The organism is Azohydromonas caseinilytica (assembly GCF_012927045.1).
GTDB classification, from domain to species: Bacteria; Pseudomonadota; Gammaproteobacteria; order Burkholderiales; family Burkholderiaceae_C; genus Azohydromonas; species Azohydromonas caseinilytica.
Genome location: NZ_JABBFW010000001.1, coordinates 316,044 through 340,859, shown reverse-complemented (window position 1 = coordinate 340,859; position 24,816 = coordinate 316,044). Strand labels below are relative to the sequence as shown.

Below are 24,816 nucleotides of genomic sequence, written 5' to 3'. Positions count from 1 at the left end.
GGCTCATGCGGGGCGCTCAGCCGGTCAGGCCGGCCAGCGCCGGCGGGGCCGGTGTGGTGCCGGGCGTGGCCGGCGGCGTGGGTTTGAGATCGGCCAGCGCGGCCAGCAGGCGGTCCAGCCCCTGCACCACGCCGCCCCACTGGGCGGGCGCGACCAGCTCCAGCGCGGCCTCGCCGGCGTCGATGCCGATGGCCACGGCGTCCGAGACGGTGTCGATGGCGCCCTCGGCCTGGCGCGCGGCGTCGGTGGCGCCGTCCAGGCGCAGCTCCAGCGAGGCCAGCCATTCGCCCGAGGACGACACCGCGTCGCCCAGGCCGGTGAGCAGGTCCGGCACGAAGCCGATGACGGCCACCAGCGCGTCGGCGTCGATGACGGCACGCTGCACCGGCACCAGCGCCGTGCGGATCTTGCGGATCGCCCCCGCCAGCGCCGCGACGCCGGCGTTGAACTGCGGCAGCACGCCCAGGTCGCGCGCGACGTTGGGCGCCTCGCGCGCGGTCTGGGTCTGCAGCAGCTCCGTGACGCTGTTGATCAGCTTGATCACGTCGCGCACCACGTCGGCGGGCGTGCTCATGACGACCGGCCCTTGTCCACCAGCGCCTTCACGCCCGGCGGCAGCTCCAGCGCGCCGATGTCGCTGACGAGCTTGCCGGCGTCGTTGGCCACCTGCTGGAGCTTCTGCAGGAACTCCAGGCCGCCGGCGAAGGCCTTCATCAGCGAGCTCAGCGGGATGTTGCGCAGCTTGTCGATGAAGCTGGCGCCCTCCTTGAGGTACTTGCCCATGAGCGCGCCCAGGCTGCCGGCCTTCTGCAGCGACTCGAACAGGCCGTGCGCCTTGGCCGGGTCGAGCTGGCCGACGGCGCCCAGCAGGCCGCCGACCTGGTCGGCGCTCAGGCCGTCGAGGTTGCGCGCCACCGCGCCGCCGAGCTGGTCCATGTCGAGCTGCTCCAGCAGCGCGGGGTTGGCGGCCAGCGCCTCACCCAGCGAGGCCGGGTCTTCCAGCACGGCCGCAGCGGCGACGTTGTCGCCGGCCCAGGCCGCGGCATCGGCCTGCACGCCCTGGTTGACCGGCGTGCTGGCCGTGGCGGCGGGCTGCGGCGGCTCGACGTGCTCGCGCAGCCGCAGCGTGAAGCGGAAGCGCGCCTCGTAGCCCGCGACTTGGCGCGCGCGGAAGTCCTCGATCACCACGTCGGTGAGCTCGCTGCCCACGGCGATGTCGGCGGCGAAGGACAGCGGCTCGGCCTTGGCCTGCGCCTGGCGCAGCTGCTCCAGCGTCTGCAGTGCGGCCTCGCCCAGCAGCAGGCCTTCGAGTACCAGCGTCACCGGCTCGCGGCCCAGGTCCTGGAACACGCTGCCCTGCTGCTCGGGCACGCGCTGCTCGACCAGGGTGCGCGACTCCTCGGTGTGCAGGCTCTGCACCGCGTCGAGCGTGATCCGGCCCAGGCGCACCGTCATGGCCGGCTCCTCAGATCTCGATCCGGGTCACGAGCCCGGATTCGCGGTCCAGCGTGTGGCGCACGCCGCGCACGCGCAGCGCGCCGGCCTGCTTCAGCAGGGCGCTGGCGGCATGGGCGGCGGGCAGCTTCTCGATGCGCAGCGTGTCGCCCACCTTCACCGCCGGTGCGCCGTTGGCCTCGATGCTGCCGGCGATGCGGCGTGCCGCCAGCCAGGCCATGCGCGCCTTGGCCGAGGCCTCGGCCGCGGCGCCGGCGCGTAACGCGCCGTCACGCACGCGCAGCGGGCGCTGGCCCAGGCTGCCGGTGCTGACCTGGCCCGCCGCATCGACCTTGGCCTTGGCGCTCACGCCCGAGAGATCGGTGCTGAGCCAGTGCGCCTTGTCCGCGCCCTTGGCGCTGGCGGCGCCTTCGCCCCAGACCTCGACGCTGTCGTAGGGCAGCACGCGCTCGTGCAGGTCGAGCCGGCGGATCGTCTCGCCAAAGCGCAGCGCGTGCTCGCTGCCAGCTTCGTCCGGCGTGGCCAGGTGCACGCGGCCCTCGCCGTCGGCGAACAGGTCGGCGCCGCAGGCCTGCGCCAGGCGCCAGACCTGGCCCAGCACGCGCGGCTGGCGGTGCACGGCGTAGAAGGGCACGTCGGGCCCGCGGCAGACGCTGCCGGCCCGGGCGCCGGCCTGCTGCAGCAGGTCCTTGACGATGAAGTCCAGCGACACGTCCTCGTAGGCGGCCTCGACCTCGACGCGCGCCAGCCGCGCCACCTGGTCCTGCGCCTCGATGCGCTGCGTGGTGGCGGTGGCGGCGCTGAGCGTGACCTCGCCGGTGAAGACGGTGACGGCGCCGCCGCCCGCGTCCAGCTTCACCTCCACCGCATCGCCCAGCTGGGGCAGGGCGTGCTCGGCGCCGGAGAGCTCGGCCACGCAGCGCCCGCCCAGGCCGTCCATGCTCTGCTCCACCAGCAGCGCCAGCAGCAGCCGGTCGCTGTCCTGGGCGCGGTCGCTGACGCGGTAGGACCCGAAGCGGGCGCTGTAGCGCGTGCTCATGGCATCAGCCCCTGGCGCAGCGCCGCGTCGCGCAGCGCGTCGCCGCAGGCGTCCCCGGCCTGCCAGGCGGCCAGGCCGCCGGCCTGGGGCGCGGCGCCGACGGTGAGGCGGACGTTGAAGGTCTGGCTGATGCGCGGCGCCTCGGCGGCCTCGGCGTCGTCCAGGCCGGCCGCAGTGTCTCCGGCCGACTGCGCGGCGCGGGCCCGCAGCGGCGTGAGCGCGCGGTCGAGGTGGCGTTCGAGCCGGCGCTCCAGCTCGGCCGGCCAGCGCACGCCCGTGGAGGGCGGGGTGGGCAGCGGGGCGGACTGGGTTGCAGAAGCCGCCGCCCGGTCCGCGAGTGGCGTGGTGGATGGGGTATCGGGCGGGGCGGTGTCCGCGCCGAAGGGCGATGCCGCAGCGGCGGGAGGCAAGCCCGGCTCCTGCGCCATCGGCGCTGCCGGCGCGGCCTTCACCAGCCGCACGCGGCCGGCTGCTGCGAGCGGTGCGCCGGACGGTGGAGCGGGGCGCGGTGTCGGCGCCGTGAGGGGCGCCGCGCCAGTCGGAGCGGACGTGAAGGAGAACTGCGGCCCTGGGACCCCCGCCGGTTGCTCTGCGGCGGCGGCTGGCGCCAGCGGCGCGGGCGCCTCACTCCAGGGTTGGACGACAGCCGGCAGCGCGGCGGACCGGGTGGCCGGCGGCGTGCCGTCCTGGAGCCGCTGCAGCGGGAGCGAGCCGGGGGCCGGGGCGCTGGGCGGCATGCCCGGTGGTGCCGTCGGAACCGGGGACACCGATGCCCCGGGAGCCGCCGGGCGTGACGGCGCGGGGGCCTCAGCGCGGCTCCCAGCAGGCGCGGGGTCTGCGGGAACTGTCCACCCAGGGGTGACGGTTTTCTCGCTCAGTGCCACTTCCTGGCTTTGATTGGGAAGTGTGGGGAAACGATTGGTTGGGAGGCTGGGGGTAGCGGCGCCGTCATTCCGAGGCCGGCCCAGGCCCGTGGCCCCGGGCGGCGCGGCGGGAGCAGTGTGCCGGCCCAGGGCAAGCTCTTGGTGCGGCGCTGGGGCCTGCGTGGCGTCCGGCCTGCGCGGGAAGGCGGTAGGTGCTGCCAGGGGCGGTGTGGCGGCGGGCCGACTTCCGGGCGCATGACCGGCTTGCACCAATGCGGCAGGCGAGGCCGGGACCCCGGCGGGAATGCTCGCGGACATCGGCCCATCAGGCAGATGCGGCGCGGCGATGGAATGGCCGGTGCCGGCGTGCGCCGCGCCGTCCGGGAGGACTCGTGCTTCGGTCCCGGGCGTCGGTGCGACCGGGATGCCGGCGCCAACGTGCCGCTCGCAGGGAGGCGCCGTGTCGGAGCCGGGCCGGACGGGCGTGGCCTCGGCACCTCGGGAAGCGCTGGCGCTGGCCCCGGACGCCGGTTGAGTCGGCGCGGCCTCCGTGCCGTCCCAGGCTGCCGAGGTTTCCGAGGCGCCGTCATGCGGTTGCGCGTCGCTGGCCAACTGCTCCGGCCGTGCGGCCGGCTCCACCGCGAGCTGATCCTGGCCCGGCGTGCCGGGCAGGGTGCCTTCGGGCGGTGCAATGTGAAAACCCGCCTCACGCACCGCCGCCAGCGTGGCGCGCTGCAGCGGGCCGACCAGCCGCTGCAGCAGCGCGGCGGGCGCGGCGAAGGTCGCGTCGGGCGGCAGGCTGGACATCGTTCAGTCGTCGATCCGGATCAGCACCGCGTCGGGTGCGTCGGCCAGGCGGCGCCGGCGCGGCGGGGCAGGAGGCGCCGCCGTGGCCGTCGCGGTGCCGCGGGCCCGGGCCTCCTCGCGGTCGAGCAACGCCAGCAGGCGGTCCAACTCCACCGCCGGCGTGCGCAGCACCTGCTCCGGCGTCCAGCCCAGCGCGCGCGCCAGGCGCAGCGTGCGCTCGGCCAGGCGCCGCGCGGCCTCGTCATCGCCCAGCAGCGGATCGGCCGCGGGCGGCTGGTTCAGCGTCACCACCAGGTCGATCAGCGGCAGGGCCCAGTGCAGCGGCAGCGTGTCGATCTCCGCCGGGTCGGCGACCACGCCGTGGCGCAGCAGCGCGGCCAGGTGGGTCACCGCATCGAAGCGCACGTCGTCGCCGTCGCCGCTCTCGGTGGCATGGCGCTGCAGTGCCGCGGCGAGGGCGGCCTGGCGCTCGCCGGCGGTCCAGCGGCGCAGCTCGAACAGGCGGCCGTCGATGGCGCCGAAGCCGTCAAGCAGCCGGGCCGGGGCTTCGTCGCCACCGGCCGCCCACCACAAGGCGGCCGGCGCCAGCGACTCGCGCCGCGCGGGGTCGATGTCGGCGAAGCCGGGCAGCGCCGTCAGGTAATGCATCGGGTCGAGGCTCAGGGTGGCCGTGGTGCTGGGGTCGCCGGGGCTGCCCTGCGCGGGCGCGCCGCCGGCGTGCACGGTCAGTGCCGCGCGCAGGGCGGTGAAGTGGTCACGGCAGCGCCACACCGGCAGGACCTGCGTGGCGCCGTCGGGACACTGCACTTCCAGCGGCAGGTCGTGGCCGCGCAGCCGGATGGCGAAGCGCTGGCGGTCAATCGTCAGTGCGCGCCAGCCGGGCGCGCCGGCGGCCGCATTCACTCTTCACGCACGCGCGTCGCCGAGAACACGTAGGTGCTGACCACCGTGCCGCCGGCGCCCACGCTGAACTCCTTGTTCTCGACGAAGCACTCGTCGAAGGACAGCGTGCGCTTGGGCGCGTCGGCGGCCTCGTCCTTCTTCAGGTTGGCCACGATCTGGAAGGTGCTCTGGTTCTTCAGGTGCTCATCGAGCTTGTAGCTGGCCGAGCGCACGACGACCTCGCCCTGCACGCTGCGCAGCCCGAAGCTCACGGCAATGCGCTCGGCGCTGCCGATGGCGCGGATGTCCTCGCGCTCCGTCGTCACGCGGAAAGCCAGCGACTGCAGGCCTTCGATGGCTTCGCCGTCGATCAGCACGCTGCTGCGGTTGGCGGAAAAAATGGTGGGCATCAACTCGCTCCGTCACTCGGGTCAGATCTGCACCAGCACCTTGGCGTAGACGTAATCGATGGCCCGCACCGGGCGCACGGCCATGTCCACGCGCACGATGCCCTTGGCGAAGTCGTCCTGGCTGCAATAGACGTCCACCTTGAAGGCCGGGTCCTTGCCGTCGGTGGAGGGCACCAGGGCGCCGTCCTTCTCCATCTGCACCAGCGCGGCGGTGAGGTGTTGCTTGAGCGCGCCGCGGCCGAGCTCGTTGTTGAGCTTGCCGATGAACAGCTCGCCGATGCTCTTGACGCTGCGCACGGCGTGGTCGGCGACGCGGCGCACGCTGATCTGGTCGCCGTCGCTGGTCAGGCCGCGCAGCACGATGATTCCGCGCCCGCGCTGGCTCACCACCGGCACCGCGTTGAGCTTCAGCAGCTCCTGCTGCGCCTCCACGCCGATCGGGGCCACGCCGCCCAGCGCCAGCGGCTTGAAGGTGGGCGACTGGAAGTAATCCAGGCTGCCCACCATGCCGGCCACGGCGCCGACCGTGCCGAAGGGCGCCACCAGCACCAGCCGGTCGGAGATCAGGCTGTTGGTCAGCGTGGCGGCATTGCCGCGGATGGCGTCGGCCGTGGCGCCCGGGATGCCGGCGAAGCCGATGCGGCCCTGGCCCAGCGCGCTCATGCGCTCGCAGTGGCTCACCAGGTCGGCGTAGATCTGCGCCAGGCGCGCGGTGTCGGCGGTGTCCTGCACCGACACCAGCACCATGTCCACGTCGGATTCGTTGACCAGCTTGGCCAGGGCGGCCTGGTAGTCGGCGCGGCCGGCGTCCTTGCCGTTGGCGAGCGCGTATTTCACGGTGTCGCTGCTGGCCTGCGGCAGGGCCAGCTTGCTGGCGTCGCGCACCTTGAGCAGCTGCGACTGGCGGGCCAGCACGTCCACCACGTAGCGCGCATTGGCCGGATCAAGCGAGAGGTTGCGGTGCGTCTCGACGTCGCTGCCGCCGGGGCGCTGCACCGTCAGGTCGAACACGGGCACGGTGGTGGGCTTGCCGTCCGCCCCGGTGGCGGGCACTTGGCGCGGCGTCACCGTCACGGCCAGGCCATTGGCCCAGGTGCCGGGCGCGCGCGCAGCCAGCGGCAGCGCCACGGCCTTGCCGTCGGCCGCCAGCAGGTCGGCCGTGGCGGCGCTGGCGTTGTCGGGGCTGACCGCGCTGACCACCAGCTCGAACACGCCGTTGGCCAGCGCCTGCGGCGCTTCGGCCAGGCTGTAGGCCGAGGCGCCGCCGAAGGACTCGGCCAGGCTGTTCCAGCTGGAGGCCCGGCCGACGCCGCCCGGAGGCTGCTTCTCGGTCAGGCCGACGATGCCCAGCACGCCCGAAGGTGCCAGCTGTGGCGCCAGAAGGTCTTTGACGACCTTGACCTCAACGCCCGGAATGATCAGCGTCATGGAACCCGTCTCTCCTGATGGTTCGTCGGTGATCGCCAAGGCCGCCCTTGTCTTTAGTAGGGCGCTGTGGCAATCCGTTATTCGAGTGTCAGCGTGTAGTGGCAACCTGTCCATAACTCCCTGTGACAGGGGGCTGGCGTGTTGCGCGCCGCCACAGGTTTGCTGGGCACGGTGCATACCGGTTGGCACAGCTCGCGAAAGCTGTGCTAGAATTGCAGCTTCAGTCGCGGGGTGGAGCAGTCTGGTAGCTCGTTGGGCTCATAACCCAAAGGTCGTTGGTTCAAATCCAGCCCCCGCAACCAAAACACCATGCACAACGGGCCGTCCTCAGCGACGGCCCGTTTGCTTTGCGGCCGTCTCTTTGCGGATGGTCGATTCGCGCCGAATCTGGGCGATCTGTGTTTTGCAAATAAGCGCTTGCAAAACTTCAGGCAAGTGCGTTAGAATTGCAGCTTCAGTCGCGGGGTGGAGCAGTCTGGTAGCTCGTTGGGCTCATAACCCAAAGGTCGTTGGTTCAAATCCAGCCCCCGCAACCAAACACCTGCACAACGGGCCGTCCTCAGCGACGGCCCGTTTGCTTTTGGGCCTCACGGCAAGACCGCATGGGCAGCGAAGGCGCAAGCCCCGCGGGCGCGGGGCAGGAGCTGGGTGCCGCTTAGAATCGTCGGCTCCCTGCGCCGCCTGCTTCCGGCGGGACGGTTGCCGGGCTTTCGTACAGAACAAGGACTGCCTGCCGTGTTGATTTCCCCTGCCTTTGCCCAGACCGCCGCCGCCCCCTCCGCCACCGACAGCCTGATGAGCATGCTGCCCCTGGTGCTGATGTTCGTGGTGCTGTACTTCATCATGATCCGTCCCCAGATGAAGCGGCAGAAGGAGCACAAGGCCATGATCGCCGCGCTGGCCAAGGGTGACGAGGTCGTGACCGCCGGCGGGTTCCTGGGCAAGGTCACCAAGCTCAACGAGAGCTTTGTCCACATCGAGGTCGCCAACGGCGTGGAACTGCAGGTGCAGCGCTCTGCCGTGGTGCAGGTGCTGCCCAAGGGCACCTTCAAGTAAGTAATCGGCTGCGGGCCCCTGGCGGTCCGCGCCACGCGCTGCTCCCGTCGCGGCGCAAGGAACATCGATGAACCGCTATCCCTGGTGGAAGTACGCGATCCTGGCGGTCGCGCTGCTGGTTGGGCTCGTGTACACGCTGCCCAACTTCTTTGGCGAGGCCCCCGCGGTCCAGGTTTCCAGCGGCAAGGCCACCGTCAAGGTCGATGCTGCGCTGGTCCAGCGGGTGGAGAGCGTGCTGGCACAGGCGGGTGTGCAACCCGACTTCGTGCAGCTCGATGGCAACTCGGTGCGCGCGCGCTTCGGCGACCCCGACACCCAGCTCAAGGCCAAGGATGCGCTCAACCGCGCCCTCAACCCCGACCCAGCCGACCCGACCTACATCGTCGCGCTCAACCTGGTGAGCCGCTCGCCGTCGTGGCTCACCGCGGTGCACGCGCTGCCCATGTACCTGGGCCTGGATCTGCGCGGCGGCGTGCATTTCCTGATGCAGGTCGACATGCGCGCGGCGCTGACCAAGAAGGCCGAGTCGCTGACCGGCGACGTGCGCACCCTGCTGCGCGACAAGAACGTGCGCCATGCCGGCATCGCGCGTGACGGCAACAACGTGGAGGTGCGCTTCCGCGACGCCGCCACGCTTGCCAGCGCCCAGGCGCTGCTGACTGAGCAGCTGCCCGACCTGCAGTGGACGCCCACCGGCGACGGCAGCGAGCTGCGCCTGGTCGGCGCGCTCAAGCCCCAGGCCCAGCGCGCGGTGCAGGAAGCCGCGCTCAAGCAGAACATCACCACGCTGCACAACCGCGTCAACGAGCTCGGCGTGGCCGAGCCCGTGATCCAGCAGCAGGGCGCCGACCGCGTCGTGGTGCAGCTGCCCGGCGTGCAGGACACCGCCAAGGCCAAGGACATCATCGGCCGCACCGCCACGCTGGAGGTGCGCCTGGTGGACGACAGCACCGAGGCCGCCGCGGCCGCGGTGGGCTCCGGCCCGGTGCCCTTCGGTACCGAGCGCTACGTCGAGCGCGGCGGCGCGCCGCTGATCGTCAAGCGGCAGTTCATCCTCACCGGCGAGAACCTCACCGACGCCCAGGCCGGCTTCGACAGCCAGAACCACGAGCCTGCCGTGCACCTCACGCTCGATGCCAAGGGCGCGCGCATCTTCCGCGACGTCACGCGCGAGAACGTGGGCAAGCGCATGGCGATCCTGCTGTTCGAGAAGGGCAAGGGCGAGGTCGTCACCGCGCCCGTGATCCGCTCGGAAATCTCCGGCGGGCGCGTGCAGATCTCGGGCCGCATGACCACGCAGGAAGCCAACGACACGGCGCTGCTGCTGCGCGCGGGCTCGCTGGCCGCGCCGATGGAGATCATCGAGGAGCGCACCATCGGCCCGAGCCTGGGCGCGGACAACATTGCCAAGGGCTTCAACAGCGTGCTGTACGGCTTCCTGGCCATCGCCGCGTTCATGTGCGCGTACTACCTGCTCTTCGGCGTGTTCTCCACGCTGGCGCTGGCCTTCAACCTGTTGCTGCTGGTGGCGGTGCTGTCGATGCTGCAGGCCACGCTGACGCTGCCGGGCATCGCCGCCATCGCGCTGACGCTGGGCATGGCCATCGACGCCAACGTGCTCATCAACGAGCGCGTGCGCGAGGAGCTGCGCGGCGGCGCTTCGCCGCAGACGGCCATCCACGCCGGCTACGAGCGCGCCTGGGCCACGATCCTGGACTCCAACGTCACCACGCTCATTGCCGGCGTGGCGCTGCTGGCCTTCGGCTCGGGCCCCGTGCGCGGCTTCGCCGTCGTGCACTGCCTGGGCATCCTGACCTCGATGTTCTCGGCCGTGATGTTCTCGCGGGGCCTGGTCAACCTCTGGTACGGGCGCAAGAAGCGCCTGAAGTCCGTGTCCATTGGCCAGGTCTGGCGCCCCGAGGGCGACACCCCGGCTGCCAAGGCCTGAAGCCGTAGCCTCCGGAGACCTGCATGGAGTTCTTTCGCATCCGGCGCGACATCCCGTTCATGCGGCATGCGCTGGTGTTCAACGTCATTTCGTTCCTGACCTTCGCCGCGGCCGTGTTCTTCCTGGTCACGCGCGGGCTGCACCTGTCCATCGAGTTCACGGGCGGCACGGTGCTGGAGGTCAACTACGCGCAGCCGGCCGAGATCGACCGCACCCGCGCCGCGGTGGACTCGCTGGGCTTCGGCGAGGTGCAGGTGCAAAACTTCGGCACCGCGCGCGACGTGCTCATCCGGTTGCCCGTGCGCGGCGACGTCAAGCAAAGCGAGGTCGCGGGCCGCGTCTTCGCCGCGCTGTGCCAAGCCGCTCCGGGCCGCGTGGAGACGCGCCCGGGCGAGGGCGACACGACGCGCCAAGCCTGCGTGGCCGCCGATGGCAGCGAGCCGCTGAAGCTCTCGCGCACCGAGTTCGTCGGCCCCTCCGTGGGTTCGGAGCTGGCGCGCGACGGCGCGCTGGCGCTGGCCGTGACGGTGCTGGGCATCATGATCTACCTGGCGATCCGCTTCGAGTGGAAGTTCGCCGTGGCGGGCATCATCGCCAACCTGCACGACGTGGTCATCATCCTGGGCTTCTTCGCCTTCTTCCAGTGGGAGTTCTCGCTGGCGGTGCTGGCAGCGGTGCTGGCGGTACTCGGTTACTCGGTCAACGAATCGGTCGTGATCTTCGACCGGATTCGCGAGGCCTTCCGCAAATACCGGAAGATGAATACCCAGCAGGTGATCGACCACGCCATTACCAGCACCACCAGCCGCACCATCATCACCCATGGCTCGACCCAGATGATGGTGCTGGCGATGCTGCTGTTCGGTGGGCCGACGCTGCACTACTTCGCCGTGGCGCTGACCATCGGCATCCTGTTCGGCATCTACTCCTCGGTGTTCGTTGCTGCCGCCATCGCCATGTGGATGGGCGTCAAGCGCGAGGACCTGGTGAAGGCTTCGGCACGCGGCTCGGATTCGAACGATCCCAACGCCGGAGCGGCGGTGTGACGCTGCCGTCCTCCTGAAAAGCACAAGGGCCGCGATCGCGGCCCTTGTTTTTTCTTGCGGCTGACGCCGGTGAGGGCGCCGATGCAACTCATGGGAAAGCTCAGTGGATGATGCGTTCCTCGTCGTCCACGAACAGCTCGTCGAGGATCAGCGCGTCGGGTTCCTCGCCCAGGCTCCAGAACACCATCAGCACGATGATCTTGAGGTCTTCCAGCTCCAGCGGCACGCGGCCGATGGCGGTGGCGCGGTCGACCACCATCTCGCGCATCAGCGGCGGCAGCACGCCCGCGCCTTCGAGGAAACTGATGAAGCCGATGGAGGCATCGCCCAGCAACTCGCGCTCGGCGGCGGTATAGACGCGCATGCTCGTGGCAGCCTGGGGTTGCGTGCAGGACTCGGCCATGCCGGCCAGGCCGTCGAGCCAGCTCAGCGCTTCCTCGATGTCGTCGGACTCGAAACCCACCGCCGAGAGCTTGCGCGTGAGCTGGTCATGGTCCGGACAAGCGTCGGGGCGCCAATAGTTTTCGTACAGGTAGACGAGCACGTCGAACATGAGGTCACTATAGCTCAGGGTGTCTGAACGCAAGCTTGCAAGACGGATGCCCGCGTCGGGATCGCGTGCACGGATACCGACATGGCCGATGTCCGCTTTCCATGGGGTTCGCAGGGCTGCTGCGGCGTGTCGGCCCGGTGCGGCACGCCGGCAGGCTCAGGCCAGCCCTCTGCGTTGGTACAGCCCGCCGGGCAGGCGCTGCAGGCGGCCTTCCAGCTCCAGCTCCAGCAGCCGCGCCGCCAGCGCGGGCGCGGGCCAGCCGGTGCGGTCGATCAGCATGTCCAGCGTGGCGGCGTCGTGCCCCAGCGCCGTGAGCACCTCGTCGGGCGGGCCGTCGTCCGCCGCGGGCTCGGTGCCGGAATTGCTCATGGCGGCCAGGCGGCGTGGCGATGTCCCGGTCCTGGTCAACGGGCCGTTCTCTTTCGTCATCTGAAACTCCTCCAGGATGTCCTGGGCGCTTTCCACCAGCTTGGCGCCCTGCTTGATGAGCGCATGGCAGCCGCGCGACTGGGGCGCGTGGATCGAGCCCGGGATGGCGAACACCTCGCGCCCGTTTTCGGCCGCCAGCCGCGCCGTGATCAGCGATCCCGATTGCAGCGCCGCTTCCACCACCAGCGTGCCGCGGGTCAGCCCGGCGATGAGCCGGTTGCGCTGCGGAAAGTTCTCGCGCAGCGGCGGCGTGCCCAGCGGAAACTCGCTCACCAGCAGGCCCTCGGCCGCGATGCGCAGCGCCAGATCGCGATGGCGCGCCGGGTACAGGCGGTCGATGCCCGTGCCCAGCACGGCAATCGTGCGGCCCGGTCCGGCGAGGCCGCCCTCATGCGCCGCGCCGTCGATGCCCAGAGCCAGGCCGGAAACGATGGTCCAGCCCGCCTCGCTGAGGCAGCGGGCGAAGGCAGTGGCGTTGTCCGTGCCCTGGGCGCTGGGGTTGCGGCTCCCCACCACGGCCAGACCCGGCCGGGTCAGCAAGTCGTGACGGCCGCGCAGGTGCAGCAGCAGCGGCGGGTCCGCCGCATTGAGCAGCGCGGCGGGGTAGAGCGGGTCGCCCAGGGTCACGACCTGCCGGTCGGCGCCCCCGTCGAGCCAATTGAGCGTCTGCGTCAGGCAGTTTTCCAGTTCGCCGGGTGGAGCCGCCAGGGCCTGGAGCTGGGTCGGCGTCACCAACTCGCGCAGCATGCCGAGCGGGCTGTCGAACACCTGCTGCGGCGTGCCCAGGGCGCCGAGCAGGCGCCGTCCCGTGGCGCGGCCCACGCTGAGCACCAGGCGCAACCAGGCTCGCAATTCATCCGCGCCGGCGCGGGGGAAGAGGTGGTCGCCCGAGAGCGTGGCGTCGGTGAAAGCCTGGGCGGTGTCGGGAGCTGGCATCTGCAAGGTTCCCCGGAGCGGTTGGAGCGCGTGCCCGGCTTCAAACGGGTACTGCGCTGCGGTTCATGGGCACACGCCGGTGACGGCATGACCGATGGGCGAAAATGCAGGTCCGGTTTCACCTGATTCTGCCCCCAGGAGCGCCGGCGGCCATGGCCGCGAACGCTGTGCACCGCGCGGCGTGCAGCGCCCGCCATGGTGTGCCGAGGCGCCGGGGGCCTTGCGCCATGGCCCAGCTTCCCATCCTGCGTTATCCCGATCCCCGCCTGCACACCGTCGCCGTCCCGGTGAAGGCGGTGGACGAGCGCATCCGCTGCCTCGTGGACGACATGCTGGACACCATGTACGCCGCCGATGGCGTCGGCCTGGCCGCCACGCAGGTCAACGTGCACGAGCGCGTGGTGGTGATGGACACCTCCGAGACGCGCGACCAGCCGCGCGTGCTCATCAATCCCGAGATCACCGAGCGCAGCGCCGAGATGGTGGTGGGCGACGAGGGCTGCCTCTCGGTGCCGCAGATCTACGACAAGGTGCAGCGCCATGCCCGCGTGAAGGTGCGCGCGCTGGACCGCGACGGCAACGTGCAGGAGTTCGAGGCCGAGGGGCTTGCCGCCGTGTGCGTCCAGCATGAGCTGGACCACCTGCTGGGCAAGGTCTTTGTCGAGTACCTGAGCCCGCTCAAGCGCGAACGCATCAAGACCAAGCTGCTCAAGAAGAGCCGCGACGAGCTCCAGCGCGCATGAGCGGCGTGACGCAAGACACGGCGGTTGCCTCGGCCGCCGCCGCGCCGCTGCGCGTGGCTTACGCAGGCACGCCGGAGTTCGCGCGCGTGGCGCTGCAGGCCATCCTGGACGCGGGCTTCACGGTGCCGCTGGTGCTCACGCAGCCCGACCGCCCGGCCGGACGCGGCATGAAGCTGCAGCCCTCGGCGGTGAAGCAGCTGGCGCTGGAGCACGGCATCCCGGTGGCGCAGCCGCGCAGCCTGCGCCTGGACGGCAAGTACCCCGAGGACGCCGCCGCCGCGCGCGAGACGCTGCTGGCCGCGCGTGCCGACGTGATGGTGGTGGCCGCCTACGGCCTGATCCTGCCGCGCTGGGTGCTGGAGCTGCCGCGCCGCGGCTGCCTCAACATCCACGGCTCGCTGCTGCCGCGCTGGCGCGGCGCCGCGCCCATCCAGCGCGCCGTCGAGGCGGGCGACGCGCAGACCGGCATCACCATCATGCAGATGGACGAGGGCCTGGACACCGGCGACATGCTGCTGGTGCACGCGCTGGACATTGCCCCGCAGGAGACCTCGGCCACGCTGCACGACCGGCTGGCGGCGCTGGGCGCCTCCTCCATCGTGCAGGCTTTGCATGAGCTCGGCCGCCTGCCGCGCGTGCCGCAGCCCGCCGAGGGCGTGACTTACGCGCACAAGATCGAGAAGGCGGAAGGCGTGATCGACTGGGTCCAGCCCGCCGCGCTCATCGAGCGCCGCGTGCGCGCCTTCGACCCGTTCCCCGGCATGAACTTCAGCCTGGAAGGCCAGGCCGTGAAGCTCTGGCGTGCCGCGCTGCGCCCCGAGCTCTGCGGGCCGCCCGGGACGGTGCTGCGCGCCGATGCGCAGGAAGTGATCGTCGCTTGCGGCGAGGGCGCGCTGGCGCTGCTGGAGCTGCAGCGCCCGGGCGGCAAGCGGCTGCCGGTGCGCGCGTTCCAGCAGCAGCCGCAGGCGCTGAGCGTCGGGCGCAGCCTCACCGCTTGAGCTTGGGCGGACGGGCGTTGCGGCGGGCCGCCGCGCCATGCGCTGATTGAACTTGCGGCTCCGGGCCGCATCTATCGCGCAGATCAACCCTCCGGGACGAAACGATGTTCAACCTGATGAAGACGGCCATCCTGATGGCCGCCATCACCGCGCTGTTCATGGCGCTGGGCAGTCTCATCGGTGGCCGCAGCGGCATGATGCTGGCCCTGCTGGTGGCGCTGGGCATGAACTTCTTCAGCTACTGGTTCAGCGACAAGCTGGTGCTGAAGATGTACAACGCGCGCGAAGTCGACGCTCAGTCCGAGCCCTACTTCTACGGCATGGTGCAGGAGCTGGCGCAGCGCGCGGGCCTGCCCATGCCGCGCGTGTACCTCATTGACGAAGGCGCCCCCAACGCCTTCGCCACCGGCCGCAACCCCGACAACGCTGCCGTGGCCGCGACCACCGGCATCCTGCGCGTGCTCAACCACCGCGAGCTGCGCGGCGTGATGGCGCACGAGCTGGCGCACGTCAAGCATCGCGACATCCTCATCAGCACCATCAGCGCCACCATGGCCGGCGCGGTGTCGATGCTGGCCAACTTCGCCATGTTCTTCAGCGGCCGGGACGAGGAGGGCCGTCCCACCAACCCGCTGGTGGGCCTGGTGGTGGCGCTGCTCGCGCCGCTGGCCGCAAGCCTGATCCAGATGGCCATCAGCCGCGCGCGCGAGTTCGAGGCCGACCGCGGCGGCGCCGAGATCAGCGGCGATCCGCAGTCGCTGGCCAGCGCGCTGCAGAAGATCGAGCGCGTGGCGCTGGGCATCCCGCTGGAGGGCGCCGAGCGCAACCCGGCCACGGCGCAGATGATGATCGTCAATCCGCTCTCCGGCGGCGGCCTCAAGGGCCTGTTCAGTACCCACCCCTCCACCGAGGAGCGCGTGGCGCGGCTGATGGCCATGACGCGTTGACGGTTGCGCCAACCGCGATCCGCGTGCACTGCGCACGCACATCGCGGTCAAGTCCGGCTCGAATGAGCCGATAAACCTGGGGTCCATCACCCCAGCCTCGTCTTGCCGTGAACGCTCGCCCGCTTCCGCTGCTGCTGCTGCTCCTCGTCGTCGCGCTCGCGGGCTGTGAGCCGCTGGGCTATGAATCCGCCGCCACCGTTGCCGCACGGCGCGAGGCCGAAGGCAAGGCCATCGGCGGTGCCTGTCGCCATGCCGGGCGCGCCATCGAAGACTGTTATGCGCTCAACCGCAAGGCCGAGAAGGCCGCCATCTTCGCCGGCTGGCGCGAGATGAACGACTACATGCGCGAGAACAACCTCCAGGCCGTGGCGCCGCAGCTCACGGCCGGGCCCAACAGCGTGATGGTGCCGCCGGCCTCGGCCCCGGCCTCGGAGGCCAGCGAGGCGCCGCAGGCCTCCGGCAAGGGCCGCCGCCGCGAGTCCTGAGCCGCCACGGTCGCCGGGCACAATCCCGGCAATGAATCAGAGTGACGCTGGCGGCACGCTGCCGCCATGGCGCCATCCGGCGTTCCGGACTGGTGCGCGCGAGATGCTGTCCATTGCCCCGGGCATCTCGGCCTGGGGACTGGTGACCGGTGTGGCGATGGTCAAGGCGCTGGGCGTGCCGCTGTCGCTGCTGATGTCGATGGTGGTCTTCGCCGGCAGTGCGCAGCTGGCCTCCGTGCCCCTCATCGCCGCCGGTGCGCCGCTGTGGGTGGTGTGGGCCACGGCGCTGTGCGTGAACCTGCGCTTCGTCATCTTCAGCGCGCAATGGCGGCCTTACTTTGCGCACCTGCCGCTGGCGCAGCGGCTGCGCCTGGGCTACTTCACGGCCGATCTCAACTACGTGCTGTTCATGCGGCGCTTTCCGCAGCCGCGGCCCGCGCCCGAGCAGCTGCCTTACTTCTGGGGCGGCGCGGCCACCAACTGGCTGGCCTGGCAGGTCCCCTCGGTGGCCGGCATCGCGCTGGGCGAGCGCGTGCCCACGCACTGGGGCCTCGGCTTTGCCGGCACGCTGGCGCTGCTGGGCCTGCTGCAGACCCTGCTGAGCGACCGCGCCACCTGGGTGGCGGCGGCCGTGGCGGGCTGTGCGGCGGTGGCGGCCTACGCGCTGCCGCTGCGCCTGAACATCGTCGTGGCCATCGCCGCTGCGGTAGCCATCGGCTTGTTGATGGAGCAACTGCCCAGGCAACGGAGGCGCGCATGAGCGGCGCCGAGGCCTTCGTCACGATCCTGGGCCTGGGCGTGATCACGGTGCTCACGCGCAGCTTCTTCTTCCTGTCGCGCAACGAGCTGCCGCTGCCCGGCTGGCTCAAGCAGGGCCTGCGCTACGCGCCGCTGGCCGCGCTGGCGGCTGTGGTGGTGCCGGAAGTAGTGATGACGCAGGGCGCGCTCATCCACACCTGGCAGGACGCGCGGCTCTTCGCCGTGGCCGCGGGCAGCGCCTGGTTCTGGTGGCGGCGCGGCATCCTGGGCACCATCGTCAGCGGCAGCGTCGTGCTGCTGGCGCTGCGGCTGGGACTGGGGTGGTAACGGCGCGCGCCTAGAATGACCCTCTTTCGGGAATATTCCCGCTTTCCGGCGCGCTCCATGAACGTTCTCCGCTTTTCCGATCTTGTCGCCCAGGGCCAGGTGGCCGGGCGTCGCGTCTTCATCCGGGCCGACCTCAACGTGCCGCAGGACGATTCCGGCCGAATCACCGAGGACACGCGCATCCGCGCTTCCATTCCGTGCATCCGCATGGCGCTGGAGGCGGGCGCGGCCGTGATGGTGACTTCGCACCTGGGCCGTCCCACCGAGGGCGAGTTCAAGCCCGAGGACTCGCTGGCTCCGGTGGCGCAGCGCCTGGGCGAGCTGCTGGGGCGCGAAGTGCCGCTGGTGAGCAACTGGGTCGATGGCGTGCAGGTCGCGCCGGGCCAGGTGGTGCTGCTGGAGAACTGCCGCCTCAACAAGGGCGAGAAGAAGAACAACGAGGAACTGGCCCGCAAGATGGCCGCCCTGTGCGACATCTTCGTGCACGACGCCTTCGGCACCGCGCACCGCGCCGAGGCCAGCACCTACGGCATCGCCCAGTTCGCCCCCGTGGCCTGCGCCGGCCCGCTGCTGGCGGCCGAGATCGACGCCATCTCCAAGGCCCTGGCCGAGCCCAAGCGCCCGCTGCTGGCCATCGTGGCCGGCTCCAAGGTCAGCACCAAGCTCACCATCCTCAAGGCGCTGTCGGAGAAGGTGGACGGCCTCATCGTCGGTGGCGGCATCGCCAACACCTTCATGCTGGCTTCCGGCCTGCCCATCGGCCTGAGCCTGGCCGAGCCGGACCTGCTGGAAGAGGCCAAGGCCGTGATCGAGGCCATGAAGGCCCGCGGCGCCGAGGTGCCCATCCCCGTGGACGTGGTCACCGCCAAGCGCTTTGCCGCCGACGCGCCGGCCAGCGTCAAGGACGCCAACGCGGTGGAAGCGGACGACCTGATCCTGGACATCGGCCCGAAGACCGCCGAGAAGCTTGCCGCGCAGCTCAAGGCCGCGGGCACCATCGTCTGGAACGGCCCGGTGGGCGTGTTCGAGTTCGACGCCTTCGCCAAGGGCACCGAGGCCATCGCCCGGGCCATTGCCCAGAGCGACGCCTTCAGCATCGCCGGCGGCGGTGACACGCTGGCCGCCATCGCCAAATACGGCATCGAAGCCGACGTGGGTTACATCTCCACCGGCGGCGGTGCCTTCCTGGAAGTGCTGGAGGGCAAGACCCTGCCGGCCTTCGAGATCCTCTCGCGCCGCGCCGCGGGCTGATCCCAGCAGCAAGCCCGGCGCCCACGAGGCGCCGGGTTTTCGCTCCTACCTTCCATCCCCCTTCGCATTGACCATGCCGGCACGGGCGCCTTGCGCGTCCGGCCGGCGCAGCCGTCGGCGTCGCTGACGCCTTACTTCGACCTGACAAACACCCCGCAGGAAGACACCATGTCCGAAGAAGCCTCCATGTCCCCGGCCGAGTTGGCCTTGCGCGATGCCGCTCGCGAGTACCACCGCTCGCCCTCGCGCGGCAAGATCTCCATCGCCCCGACCAAGCCGCTGTCCAACCAGCGCGACCTGTCGCTGGCCTACTCCCCGGGCGTGGCCTATCCGTGCCTGGATATCGAGCGCGATCCCAACCTGGCGGCCGAGTTCACCTCGCGCGGCAACCTGGTGGGCGTGGTCACCAACGGCACCGCGGTGCTGGGCCTGGGCGACATCGGCCCGTTGGCCGCGAAGCCGGTGATGGAAGGCAAGGGCTGCCTGTTCAAGAAGTTCGCCGGCATCGACGTGTTCGACATCGAGCTCGCCGAGAAGGACCCCGACAAGCTCATCGAGATCATTGCCGCGCTGGAGCCCACGCTCGGCGGCGTGAACCTGGAGGACATCAAGGCGCCCGAGTGCTTCTACATCGAGCGCGCGCTCAAGGAGCGCATGAAGATCCCCGTGTTCCACGATGACCAGCACGGCACGGCCATCATCTCGGGCTCGGCGCTGCTCAACGGCCTGGAGCTGGTGGGCAAGGACATCGGCCGGATCAAGCTGGTGGCCTCGGGCGCCGGCGCCGCGGCCATCGCCTGCCTGGACATCATGGTCGGCCTGGGCGTGCGGCGCGAGAACATCTTCGTCGTCGACTCCAAGGGCGTGATCCAGTCCGAGCGCGCCGACGCCGTGGCCGGCAAGCTCGACGAGAGCAAGCAGCGCTACTGCCAGAACACCGGCGCGCGCACGCTGGCCGACGTGGTGGCCGGCGCGGACGTGTTCCTGGGCTGCTCCACCGCCGGCGTGCTCACGCCGCAGATGGTCAAGACCATGGCGGACAAGCCCATCATCCTGGCGCTGGCCAACCCCGAGCCCGAGATCCGCCCCGAGCTGGCCAAGGAGGCGCGGCCCGACTGCATCATCGCCACGGGCCGCTCGGACTATCCGAACCAGGTCAACAACGTCCTGTGCTTCCCCTACATCTTCCGCGGCGCGCTGGACTGCGGCGCCACGCGCATCACGGAGGAGATGAAGCTGGCCTGCGTGCGCGAGATCGCCGCGCTGGTCAAGGCGGAGATCAGCGACGAGGTGGCGGCGGCCTACGCCGGGCAGGAGCTCAAGTTCGGCCCGGAGTACCTCATCCCGAAGCCCTTCGACTCGCGCCTGATCCTGCGCATCGCGCCGGCCGTGGCCAAGGCCGCCGAGGAAAGCGGCGTGGCGCTGCGCCCCATCGCCGACCTCGACGCCTACCGCCAGTCGCTGTCGCGCTTCGTGTACCAGACCGGCATGGTGATGCGCCCGGTGTTCGCCACGGCCAAGGCCAAGCCCGCGCGCGTGGCCTATGCCCAGGGCGAGGACGAGCGCGTGCTGCGCGCGGTGCAGGTGGTCATCGACGAGGGCCTGGCCAAGCCGATCCTGGTGGGCCGCCCCAACGTCATCGCCATGCGCATCGAGCGCGAGGGCCTGCGCATCCGCCCGGGCGTGGACTTCGAGGTGGTGGACCCCGAGGACGATCCGCGCTTCCGCACCTACTGGGAGGCGTACTACCGCCTCATGGGCCGCGAGGGCGTCACGCCCGACATGGCCAAGGCCGCGGTGCGCCGCTCCAACACGCTGATCTGCGCGCTGATGGTGCACCTGGGCGACGCCGACGCCATGCTCACCGGCCTGGTGGGCAAGTACGACCAGCACCTGGAGCATGTGCGCAACATCATCGGCCTGGCGCCGGAGGCCAAGGTGATGGCCGCCATGAACGCCGTGCTGCTGGAAGACCGCACGCTCTTCATTACCGACACCTTCGTCAACGAGGAGCCCGACGCCCAGGCGCTGGCCGAGATCGCGCGCATGGCCGCCGAGGAAGTGCGCCGCTTCGGCCTGCCGCCCAAGGTGGCGTTCCTGTCGCACTCGATGTTCGGCTCGTCCACGCGCCCGGCGGCCCGGCGCATGCGTGCCGCGGCCGAGCGCTTCAAGCAGATCGCCCCCGGCGTGGAATGCGACGGCGAGATGCACGGCGACGCGGCGCTGTCGCAGGAGATCCGCGACCGCCTGCTGCCCGAGCAGAGCACGCTCACGGGCGAGGCCAACCTGCTGGTGCTGCCCAACATCGACGCGGCCAACATCCTCTTCAACGTGCTGAAGATGACCGGCGGCCATGGCGTGACGGTGGGCCCGGTGCTGCTGGGCGCAGCCAAGCCCGCGCACATCCTCACGCCCTCGGCCACCGTGCGGCGCGTCATCAACATGACGGCCCTGGCCGTGGCCGACGTGGCGGCGTCCTGACGCCAGTCTCGACCCGGGGCGGCACCAGCCGCCCGTGATGGGCAAGCGGCGGCGCTGATAATGCGCCGCCGCTTTTCGCTTTTTGGACCTCGTTTTCGGAGACTGCATGTCGCGCCAGACCAAGATCGTCGCCACCCTGGGCCCCGCCTCCTCCTCGCCGGAAACGCTGGAGAACCTGATCCGTGCCGGTGTGGACGTGGTGCGGCTGAACTTCTCGCACGGCAAGGCGCAGGACCACATCGACCGCGCGGCGATGGTGCGCGCCGCGGCCGAGCGCGCGGGCAAGTCGGTGGCGATCATGGCGGACCTGCAAGGGCCCAAGATCCGCGTCGGCAAGTTCGAGAACGGCCGCGTGATGCTGGAGGCCGGCCAGCCCTTCGTGCTGGACGCGGCGCTGACCGAGCCGGGCAACGTCGAGCGCGTGGGCCTGGACTACAAGGAGCTGCCGCGCGACGTGAAGCCCGGCGACACGCTGCTGCTCAACGACGGGCTGATCGTGCTGACCGTGGACCGCGTGCAGGGCGAGGCGGTGCACACGCTGGTCAAGATCGGCGGCGAGCTCTCCAACAACAAGGGCATCAACAAGCAGGGCGGGGGCCTCACGGCGCCCGCGCTCACGGCCAAGGACATGGAGGACATCCGCACGGCGATGAGCTTCCAGTGCGAGTACCTGGCGGTGAGCTTCCCCAAAAACGCCACCGACATGGAGATGGCGCGCCAGCTGGCCAACGTGGCCGGCGAACCCTGGCGCCACAAGCCCGGGATGATCGCCAAGATCGAGCGCAGCGAAGCCATCCCGCAGCTCGAAGCCATCCTCAAGGCCAGCGACGGCATCATGGTCGCGCGCGGCGACCTGGCGGTGGAGGTGGGCAACGCCGCGGTGCCGGCGCTGCAGAAGAAGATGATCAAGATGGCTCGTTCCATGGACCGCCTGGCCATCACCGCCACGCAGATGATGGAAAGCATGATCGTCAACCCGGTGCCCACGCGCGCCGAGGTCAGCGACGTGGCCAATGCCGTGCTCGACGGCACCGACGCCGTGATGCTCAGCGCCGAGACGGCCGCGGGCCGCTATCCGGTGGAGACGGTGGCGTACATGGATGCCATCTGCGTCGAGGCCGAGCGGGCCGAGGAAACGCGGCTGGACGGCAGCCTCACCGGGCGCAACTTCGGCCGCATCGACCAGAGCATCGCCATGGGCGCGCTCTTCACCGCGCACCACCTGGGCTGCAAGGCCATCGTCGCGCTCACCGAAAGCGGCTCCACGGCGCTGTGGATGAGCCGCCACCGCATCCGCACGCCGATCTACGCCCTGACCTCGCAGCCGCTGACGCAGCGCCGCATGGCGCTCTACCGCAACGTGCAGCCGCTGCTCATGCCCAAGCTCAACGACCGCGACGAGGCGCTCCGGCAGGCCGAGGCGCTGCTGGTGGCACGCGGCGTGCTCATGCCCGGGGATACCTACGCCATCACCTGCGGCGAGCCCATGGGACATCCCGGCGGCACCAACATGCTCAAGGTCGTCGAGGTGCGCTGAAGGCACGCGGCGCGCCGCGTGGTGCAGGGCACGGGCTCACGCGCTGAGCCCGTGCACGGCCCTTGACCTGGATCGAGCCGCCCGGTTGGGGCGGTCGTCTCCCGGGAGGACGACCCGGGGCGCGTCGGTAAAATTTCACCTCCGTGGCGTCCCGCACGCCGCCTGCAAGACTTCTTCAACACTCTCCGGGGACTTTCACCATGCCTCTCGTCTCGATGCGCCAGCTGCTGGACCATGCCGCCGAAAACGGCTATGGCATTCCGGCCTTCAACGTCAACAACCTGGAGCAGGTGCAGGCCGTGATGGAAGCGGCCAAGGAAACCGGCGCGCCGGTGATCCTGCAGGCCAGCGCCGGGGCGCGGAAGTACGCGGGCGAATCCTTCATCAAGCACCTGATCCAGGCCGCCGTCGAGGCCTATCCGCAGATCCCGCTGGTCATGCACCAGGACCACGGCCAGAGCCCGGCCATCTGCCAGGGCGCCATCGACCTGGGCTTCGGCTCGGTGATGATGGACGGCTCGCTGATGGAAGACGGCAAGACGCCTTCGAGCTACGACTACAACGTGGACGTCACCAAGAAGGTGGTGGCGATGGCCCACAAGGTCGGCGTGACGGTCGAGGGCGAGCTCGGCTGCCTGGGCTCGCTGGAGACCGGCGAGGCCGGTGAGGAAGACGGCATCGGTGCCGTCGGCAAGCTCGACCACGCCGCCCTGCTGACCGATCCGGAGCAGGCCGCCGACTTCGTCAAGCAGACGCAGCTCGACGCGCTGGCCATCGCCATCGGCACCAGCCACGGCGCTTACAAGTTCTCGCGCAAGCCCACCGGCGACATCCTGGCCATCTCGCGCGTCAAGGAAATCCACGCCCGCATCCCCAACACGCACCTGGTGATGCACGGCTCCTCGTCGGTGCCGCAGGACCTGCTGGCCATCATCAACCAGTACGGCGGCAAGATGAAGGAGACCTACGGCGTGCCGGTCGAGGAGATCCAGGAAGCCATCAAGTACGGCGTGCGCAAGATCAACATCGACACCGACATCCGCCTGGCGATGACGGGCGCGGTGCGCAAGTTCCACGCCGAGAACCCCGACAAGTTCGACATGCGCGAGTGGATGAAGCCCGCGCGCGAGGCGGCCAAGCAGATCTGCAAGCAGCGCTACCTGGAGTTCGGCTGCGAAGGGCAGGCCGCCAAGATCAAGCCGATCGCGCTGGACGAGATGGCCCAGCGCTACGCCAGCGGTGCGCTGGCGCAGCTGGTGAAGTGATGGCAAGCATGCCGGCGCGGGTCTGATTTCCCGAGCCTCGAAGGCCCGCCTCAGCGGGCCTTTCTATTTGCTGCTCCTACAATCGCGCCTCTTTTTGTTGCACCCGCCTTTCGCCATGACCACCGCCCTGCTCGAGAGCTCCCTGAAATCCCTGCCCCTGCTGGCGCGCGGCAAGGTGCGCGACAACTACGCCGTGGGCGCCGACCGGCTGCTGATGGTGGCCAGCGACCGGCTCTCGGCTTTCGACGTGGTGATGGGCGAGCCCATTCCCGGCAAGGGCGAACTGCTGACGCAGATGGCGCTGTTCTGGTTCCAGCGCCTGGGCCACGTGGTGCCCAACCACCTCACGGGCGAAGATCCGGTGTCCGTGGTCGCCGAGGATGAGCGCGATCAGGTGCGCGGGCGCTCCATGCTGGTCAAGCGCCTGAAGCCGCTGCCGGTGGAAGCGGTGGTGCGCGGCTACCTCGCCGGCAGCGGCTGGAAGGAATACCAGCAGGATGGCCGCGTCTGCGGCGTGGCGCTGCCGCCGGGCCTGCACAACGCGGCCAAGCTGCCCGAGCCGATCTTCACGCCCGCCACCAAGGCCGAGATGGGCGAGCATGACGAGAACATCAGCTTCGAGCGCATGGTCCAGATCATCGGCAAGGACCTGGCCGAGCAGGTGCGCGAGGTGTCGATCCGCCTGTACCGCGAGGCCGCGGACTTCGCGCTGACCAAGGGCATCATCATTGCCGACACCAAGTTCGAGTTCGGCCTCGACGAGGCCGGGCGCCTGACGCTGATGGACGAGGTGCTCACGCCCGACTCCTCGCGCTACTGGCCCGTGGAGAGCTACGCCGACGCCGTGGCCCGCGGCGACAACCCGCCCAGCTACGACAAGCAGTTCGTGCGCGACTGGCTGGAAGCCGTGCGCGTGGACGGCCAGCCCTGGAACAAGCAAGCTCCCGCGCCGGCGTTGCCCGATGACGTGGTGCAGAAGACGGCGGCCAAGTACCGCGAGGCCCTGCAGCGGCTCACGGCTTGAGCCAGTTGTACCGGCTTGACACAAGTTGGCCTGGAAGTGATTACGTAGTTCTACGTGTAATCCCTTCTCAAACTGACCGAGGTACCGCCCGATAAGGGTGCAGAAGATCGGCAACAGCTCTGGTGAGGCTCGAAGCCGGCGACTTTG

Annotated in this window: 23 protein-coding genes and 2 tRNA genes; 16 read left to right on the top strand and 9 right to left on the bottom strand. The window is 70.4% G+C overall.

The features are described 5' to 3' along the window. Positions 1-16: 16 nt before the first annotated feature. The 7 genes from HHL10_RS01640 to HHL10_RS01610 form a co-directional block, all read right to left on the bottom strand. Complete coding sequence (locus tag HHL10_RS01640; protein ID WP_169158593.1) at positions 17-574, bottom strand: hypothetical protein; 558 nt, start codon at positions 572-574, stop codon at positions 17-19. Continuing rightward, on the bottom strand, positions 571-1,455 hold the full coding sequence (locus tag HHL10_RS01635) for a DNA circularization N-terminal domain-containing protein (protein ID WP_169158591.1): 885 nt from the start codon (positions 1,453-1,455) through the stop codon (positions 571-573). The genes HHL10_RS01640 and HHL10_RS01635 overlap by 4 nt, the downstream gene beginning before the upstream one ends. Positions 1,456-1,465: 10 nt before the next feature. Beyond that, positions 1,466-2,494, bottom strand: a complete 1,029-nt coding sequence (locus HHL10_RS01630; RefSeq protein WP_169158590.1) for a hypothetical protein — start codon at positions 2,492-2,494, stop codon at positions 1,466-1,468. Next, positions 2,491-2,955 carry a hypothetical protein gene (locus tag HHL10_RS01625; protein WP_169158589.1) on the bottom strand — a complete coding sequence of 155 codons (465 nt, stop codon included), beginning with the start codon at positions 2,953-2,955 and terminating at the stop codon, positions 2,491-2,493. Before HHL10_RS01625 ends, HHL10_RS01630 begins: the two co-directional genes overlap by 4 nt. Before the next feature lie 1,212 nt (positions 2,956-4,167). Continuing rightward, the gene (locus tag HHL10_RS01620; protein WP_169158588.1) at positions 4,168-5,067 is read right to left on the bottom strand and encodes a hypothetical protein; all 900 of its coding nucleotides are present in this window, start codon (positions 5,065-5,067) and stop codon (positions 4,168-4,170) included. After that, the gene (locus tag HHL10_RS01615) at positions 5,064-5,456 is read right to left on the bottom strand and encodes a hypothetical protein (RefSeq protein ID WP_169158587.1); all 393 of its coding nucleotides are present in this window, start codon (positions 5,454-5,456) and stop codon (positions 5,064-5,066) included. Before HHL10_RS01615 ends, HHL10_RS01620 begins: the two co-directional genes overlap by 4 nt. Positions 5,457-5,477: 21 nt before the next feature. Further along, positions 5,478-6,884: a phage tail sheath subtilisin-like domain-containing protein gene (locus HHL10_RS01610; protein ID WP_169158586.1), complete on the bottom strand. Its 1,407-nt coding sequence runs from the start codon at positions 6,882-6,884 to the stop codon at positions 5,478-5,480. 225 nt (positions 6,885-7,109) lie between these two features. On the opposite strand from HHL10_RS01610, the gene HHL10_RS01605 reads away from it, so the two are divergent. From HHL10_RS01605 to secF, 5 genes are all read left to right on the top strand, one after another. Beyond that, positions 7,110-7,186 (top strand) — tRNA-Met (locus tag HHL10_RS01605). Between the two features lie 157 nt (positions 7,187-7,343). Further along, positions 7,344-7,420 (top strand) — tRNA-Met (locus HHL10_RS01600). Positions 7,421-7,619: 199 nt separating this feature from the next. Beyond that, positions 7,620-7,940 (top strand): preprotein translocase subunit YajC, encoded by a 321-nt coding sequence (gene yajC / locus HHL10_RS01595; protein ID WP_169158585.1) that lies wholly within the window; start codon positions 7,620-7,622, stop codon positions 7,938-7,940. 67 nt (positions 7,941-8,007) lie between these two features. After that, positions 8,008-9,888: a protein translocase subunit SecD gene (secD, locus tag HHL10_RS01590; RefSeq protein WP_169158584.1), complete on the top strand. Its 1,881-nt coding sequence runs from the start codon at positions 8,008-8,010 to the stop codon at positions 9,886-9,888. A gap of 23 nt (positions 9,889-9,911) precedes the next feature. Beyond that, positions 9,912-10,934: a protein translocase subunit SecF gene (secF, locus tag HHL10_RS01585; RefSeq protein WP_169158583.1), complete on the top strand. Its 1,023-nt coding sequence runs from the start codon at positions 9,912-9,914 to the stop codon at positions 10,932-10,934. Positions 10,935-11,034: 100 nt separating this feature from the next. Here the strand turns inward: secF and HHL10_RS01580 are convergent, their stop codons facing one another. Together HHL10_RS01580 and dprA are read right to left on the bottom strand one after the other, a co-directional pair. Then, positions 11,035-11,487: a Smg family protein gene (locus tag HHL10_RS01580; protein ID WP_169158582.1), complete on the bottom strand. Its 453-nt coding sequence runs from the start codon at positions 11,485-11,487 to the stop codon at positions 11,035-11,037. 156 nt (positions 11,488-11,643) lie between these two features. After that, positions 11,644-12,852: a DNA-processing protein DprA gene (gene dprA, locus HHL10_RS01575; protein ID WP_169158581.1), complete on the bottom strand. Its 1,209-nt coding sequence runs from the start codon at positions 12,850-12,852 to the stop codon at positions 11,644-11,646. 227 nt (positions 12,853-13,079) lie between these two features. Here dprA and def point away from each other — a divergent pair, with 227 nt between their 5' ends. The 11 genes from def to HHL10_RS01520 all read left to right on the top strand — a co-directional run bounded on the left by def (position 13,080) and on the right by HHL10_RS01520 (position 24,669). Beyond that, the gene (gene def / locus HHL10_RS01570) at positions 13,080-13,595 is read left to right on the top strand and encodes a peptide deformylase (protein ID WP_169158580.1); all 516 of its coding nucleotides are present in this window, start codon (positions 13,080-13,082) and stop codon (positions 13,593-13,595) included. Positions 13,596-13,642: 47 nt separating this feature from the next. After that, a complete protein-coding gene (gene fmt, locus HHL10_RS01565; protein WP_169158871.1) occupies positions 13,643-14,593 on the top strand; it encodes a methionyl-tRNA formyltransferase in 951 nt (316 codons plus the stop codon). Positions 14,594-14,697: 104 nt separating this feature from the next. Beyond that, a complete protein-coding gene (gene htpX / locus HHL10_RS01560) occupies positions 14,698-15,540 on the top strand; it encodes a zinc metalloprotease HtpX (RefSeq protein WP_169158579.1) in 843 nt (280 codons plus the stop codon). 107 nt (positions 15,541-15,647) lie between these two features. Then, complete coding sequence (locus tag HHL10_RS01555) at positions 15,648-16,025, top strand: hypothetical protein (protein WP_169158578.1); 378 nt, start codon at positions 15,648-15,650, stop codon at positions 16,023-16,025. Between the two features lie 31 nt (positions 16,026-16,056). Further along, positions 16,057-16,785: an AzlC family ABC transporter permease gene (locus HHL10_RS01550; RefSeq protein ID WP_169158577.1), complete on the top strand. Its 729-nt coding sequence runs from the start codon at positions 16,057-16,059 to the stop codon at positions 16,783-16,785. Continuing rightward, a complete protein-coding gene (locus tag HHL10_RS01545; RefSeq protein ID WP_169158576.1) occupies positions 16,782-17,111 on the top strand; it encodes a branched-chain amino acid transport AzlD family protein in 330 nt (109 codons plus the stop codon). The genes HHL10_RS01550 and HHL10_RS01545 overlap by 4 nt, the downstream gene beginning before the upstream one ends. A gap of 57 nt (positions 17,112-17,168) precedes the next feature. Continuing rightward, entirely contained in the window at positions 17,169-18,362 is a 1,194-nt protein-coding gene (locus tag HHL10_RS01540) for a phosphoglycerate kinase (RefSeq protein WP_169158575.1), read from the top strand. A gap of 168 nt (positions 18,363-18,530) precedes the next feature. Continuing rightward, positions 18,531-20,843, top strand: a complete 2,313-nt coding sequence (locus HHL10_RS01535) for an NADP-dependent malic enzyme (protein WP_169158574.1) — start codon at positions 18,531-18,533, stop codon at positions 20,841-20,843. A 106-nt stretch (positions 20,844-20,949) separates the two neighbouring features. Then, positions 20,950-22,380, top strand: coding sequence for a pyruvate kinase (gene pyk / locus HHL10_RS01530; protein WP_169158573.1), 1,431 nt, complete (start codon positions 20,950-20,952; stop codon positions 22,378-22,380). Positions 22,381-22,580: 200 nt separating this feature from the next. Then, a complete protein-coding gene (fba, locus tag HHL10_RS01525; RefSeq protein ID WP_169158572.1) occupies positions 22,581-23,645 on the top strand; it encodes a class II fructose-bisphosphate aldolase in 1,065 nt (354 codons plus the stop codon). Positions 23,646-23,760: 115 nt separating this feature from the next. Then, entirely contained in the window at positions 23,761-24,669 is a 909-nt protein-coding gene (locus tag HHL10_RS01520; RefSeq protein WP_169158571.1) for a phosphoribosylaminoimidazolesuccinocarboxamide synthase, read from the top strand. Positions 24,670-24,816: the final 147 nt, after the last annotated feature.